4 protein-coding genes are annotated in these 4384 nt (G+C 48.7%); 3 read left to right on the plus strand and 1 reads right to left on the minus strand.

Annotated elements, in window-relative coordinates:
• On the plus strand, window positions 1-1120 hold a 1120-nt coding region (locus JF818_RS15680; RefSeq protein ID WP_198892982.1), incomplete at its 5' end, for an ATP-dependent DNA helicase RecQ.
• Between the two features lie 46 nt (window positions 1121-1166).
• Here JF818_RS15680 and JF818_RS15685 read toward each other — a convergent pair.
• The gene (locus JF818_RS15685) at window positions 1167-2141 is read right to left on the minus strand and encodes a LacI family DNA-binding transcriptional regulator (RefSeq protein WP_198892983.1); all 975 of its coding nucleotides are present in this window, start codon (window positions 2139-2141) and stop codon (window positions 1167-1169) included.
• A gap of 98 nt (window positions 2142-2239) precedes the next feature.
• Between JF818_RS15685 and JF818_RS15690 the strand changes: the two genes are divergently transcribed.
• On the plus strand, window positions 2240-3514 hold the full coding sequence (locus JF818_RS15690; RefSeq protein WP_198892984.1) for a galactokinase family protein: 1275 nt from the start codon (window positions 2240-2242) through the stop codon (window positions 3512-3514).
• A 153-nt stretch (window positions 3515-3667) separates the two neighbouring features.
• On the plus strand, window positions 3668-4384 hold a 717-nt coding region (locus JF818_RS15695), incomplete at its 3' end, for a Rossmann-like domain-containing protein (RefSeq protein WP_198892985.1).

A 4384-nucleotide genomic window follows, 5' to 3' on the forward strand; every position in this document is an offset into this window, starting at 1 on the left:
AGCCCATACCATCATAAGCTGGGGGGAAGGCTTCCGCCCTGCCCTTGCTACTGTTGGACCCATTATCCAGCACCTTCCGGTGCGGCAGGTCCTCTGCTTTACTGCTACAGCTGATGAGCGGGTGCTCCAGGGCTTGAACCGCCTTATATTTCCCATTACAAGACCTCACCTCATCCATGCAAGCAGCAACAGGACAAACATCACCTACCATGTCATCAGAACCCTGAGCAAGAACCAAAGTATAGCTGGACTGCTCCGTCAAGAAAATCTCCTGCCAGCTCTTGTCTTTTGCAGTACCCGGAAACTGACCGAGACGTCAGCCCACAGTCTCCTCTACGCACTCCCCGATGTGTCAGTCCGCTATTACCACGCAGGGCTTACCAAGGATGAGAGAAGATATCTGGAGAAGTGGTTCAATGACACCAAAAACGGGGTACTGTTCGCAACAAAAGCCTTTGGAATGGGAATTGATGTTAAGGGAATCCGATGCGTCATCCACCATGACCTGAGTGAGGATGTTCTCTCCTTCCTGCAGGAGAGTGGAAGAGCGGGAAGAGACGGAAAACCTGCTCTCTCGATCAGCTTGCTTGATGGAAGAGAAAAACCTTCTCCCCTCGCCTCCATCCTGCAGAGCACAGAGCACTGTTTCCGAAAAGGCCTCTTGGAGGCAATGAATGAGCCATTTGAGTATTGCAGTGGGTGTGATGTTTGTAACGGTAGCATCTCACTGAAAAGACAGGGAGAGAGAGCAATCCTTATGAGTGTATTATCACATCCTTTTCACTTCTCCCCTTCATCCCTTGCTTCCATGCTTCAGGATACCAATGGGTGGTATTCCTATGGAGGTACACTCTCTTCATGGGGAATGCAGGAAGTACAGGAAGCTATCATGCTCCTGATCACTGAGGGAAAACTACATATGCTCAAACGACCCAAACGTAGGCTATATATAGATTACAAAGCAGTAGCGACACTCTTGACAACTATGCATTCATGGCTGAGGCTTAAGTATGAGAGTGCAAAAAAGAAGGCTGAAGAGAACCGGCCCCAGTTACCCTACCATGCCTCGTCCATTCCTCCCGATCAAGGAGATTCAAACCTCCAAGACAGTGCAGGATAAAAAGCAACAAGGAGAAGACACCCTCTCATGGAAGAAGCTCTTCCTCCTACTGTAAAAGGGAACGTACAAGTTTCGGCAACACGGTGGTACAATCGGGTCGATTCCCTGCCAGGAGACCTAGCAACTTCTCTGCCGCCCTTCTATAGAGCTCACCACTCTGAATATCAATACTTGCTATAGGAGCGGGGTATACGCCGAAGAGAGGGGATGCATCGTACCCTACCTTCGGTAGGTCTGTTTTGATGCGGAGCAAGAGAGAAAACAAGGCAATATCATTTACAGCAGCGATACCATCTATGGTCTTGGTATCAACAAGTTCTTGTACTCTCTGTGCAAGACTCTCCATTGCACAGGTTTCCCCGATCTCTGTAGATAACACCAATGCATCGGGATAGTACTCTTTAAAACCTGCAAGACGATCAGCATGGGGGACCACACTCTCGAGGTAGCCGGTGATGTAGAGTGGCCTTAACACACCACAGTCTCTAAGATACTGGGCTTGCAGGGTTCCACCATATCGATTGTCTGTTCTCACACAGCTCTCTGTTTCTGTGTTTCCAGCCAAGTGATGGGCAAGCACGTAGGGGATGGAGATGGAAGAAAAGAGCGCTTCCTCCTCCTGTGTGTCAACATCATAGGCGAGGATACCATCACAGCGCATTGCAATTGCTTCCAGCTCACGCTGTGTTTCCACAGTATAGAATCGCATCTGCCAGGAACTTTTCGCCAACACTTCCTGCACTCCCTTGATCGCCCTACCGAAAAACCAGTCAAAGCTATCCAGATTACCCCAGTAGTAGGGCCTCTCCTCCTTCCTGAATTGGACAAAGGCGATGGTGCCGGTTCCACTCCTTCGCAAGGTAGCTGCTGCACTGTTGGGTTCATACCCCAATTCTCTTGCGGCTTCCAATACTCGCTTGGCAAGTGATGGGGAGACCTTACCAGGATTGTTGTATACACGGGAGACGGTTGCACTGCTTACCCCTGCCTTATTTGCTACACTGTTTCTGGTTGCTCCCATCGTTCATCCTCTTTTTTTATTGACAAATGCTTGATACAGGGTTAGTGTACACGTGTACATTCAAGAACGCAAGTACATTTGCACTAAAGGAGCATATGATGGCCAGAAAGGAAGCAATACAGAAAGGCTTATTGCATACAGTGTATCCATCCCTCTATGGGAATTCGTTCCAAGCTGAAGACATGGATAAACGGTTTATCAGTTTGGTTGAAGAGCACACCAACTTGTTCAAGGAACAGGATGTCAGTCTGTTCTCCACTGCTGGAAGAAGTGAGCTCGGTGGAAACCATACAGACCACAACCTGGGAAAAGTCATTGCTGCTACCATTAACCTGGATACCATCGCCGCAGTAAGCAAGCGAGATGACAACACCGTTGTCTTGACGAGTGAAGGCTACCCTGAGGTTGTGGTACATCTTGATGAGCTTGAAATTGTTGAAACAGAGAAGAACACCACCGAGGCACTGGTACGCGGTATTGCCTTTGCATTCAAGCAGCGTGGACTCAATATTGGTGGTTGGCAGGCCAATACCACAAGCCGGGTACTCAAAGGGTCGGGGCTCTCCTCATCTGCCGCAGTGGAGGTTCTCTGTGGAACCATTTTCAACCACCTCTACAATGAAGATGCTCTCTCCCCTGTTGATCTTGCGATCATTGGGAAGTTCAGCGAAAACAACTACTTCGGTAAACCCTCTGGCTTGATGGACCAGATGGCGTGTGCCTATGGTGGTATCATAGGGATCGACTTTGCTGATGAGGGAAACCCGAAGATTGAGCCAGTGCATTACTCCTTCAGTGATCATGGCTACCAGCTGGTCATCGTGGACACGGGGGGAAATCATGCAGACCTTACCCCCGAGTATGCCGCAGTTCCCAAGGAGATGAAGGAAGTTGCTGCTCACTTTGGGGCAAAGCACCTCAGGGAGATCGATGAGACAAGCTTCGTCTCTCAGCTTCCCCATCTCAGAAAAACACTCCAGAATGACAGGGCACTGCTACGCTCCATTCACTTCTTTGAAGAGAACAAGAGAGTTGCCAATATGCTCATAGCTCTGGAGAACCAAAACATTGAGGCATACCTGAAGGAAGTGAGAGCAAGCGGAGAGAGCTCCTTCTGCTTCCTGCAGAACCTCTACCCCTCTTTCTTCCCACAGGAACAGGGCCTTAGTCTGGCTATTGCCATGACCAAGAGCTTGCTGGGAAGTGATACAACTGTACGTGTCCATGGAGGAGGCTTTGCTGGTACCATCCAAGCCTACATACCCCTGGACAAGTATGAGCTCTATAAACAAGCAATGGAAGCTGTATTCTCAGAAGGAAGTGTCACCCCTATCACGGTTCGGCAGAGAGAAAGCTGCTGTATTGCGGAATAAGGAAAAAAAATTTCGATACCAGGCAAGCTTTTCATGAGCTTGCCTGTTCATTTGCCTCAACTGTAAGGATTACAAAAAATGTCATCACTTCCATTATCTTTCCCTTTGCATATTGGATTCTCCGTTGTACAATAGCCAATTAGGGAGAGACTCATGGACATTGATAATCGTATTCACACCTACTTCCAAGCTGAGGCTGAAAGCTTGCAAGTAGAGAGCATCTATCTTGGGCTTGGCTACTCTGCAGTTGTCTTGCAGGATGGACGTTGTGGACTCTGTTACACTCCAAAAGGGAGTGGAAATAGTTGTTCAGTTAACAAGAACAAGGATGAATATGAAGGGTATCCTGCGATCAAACTACTTAAGAACATCAAGAAAGAAGACCCGCTTGGCAGAGCCATGGCAATTGCACTCTGCAATGCCTTGAATCAGGACCACTCCCTCCTACAGGATGAGGATGACGGCAATCTGATACGCGACCTTAAGTTGAATACAGGCGACAATGTTGCCATGATCGGATACTTTGCTCCCATCGTCTCGTACTTGGAGGAACATGATATTACTGTTCGTGCTTACGATATTGGAAAGAAAGTAGGTTCAGAGAGGGAGTTCTACCATTGGGCTGAAACCGAGAGCGATGCCTTGATCCTGACCGCCACCAGCCTGATCAACTCCTCACTTGAGGAAGTCCTCGGCCATTTCAATGGGAAAAGAATTCCTACGGTCCTCATGGGACCATCCGCCATTATGGCCAAGGAAATCTACAGAGACTTGCCTATTGATCTATTGGCTGGTTCCACCGTTTCCAACCGGGATGGTGTCATCAAGTCAATTCGCAATGGTCGGGGAACGCCCTACCTCCATAAGGAC

The organism is Sphaerochaeta sp. S2 (assembly GCF_016406725.1).
GTDB lineage: Bacteria > Spirochaetota > Spirochaetia > Sphaerochaetales > Sphaerochaetaceae > Sphaerochaeta.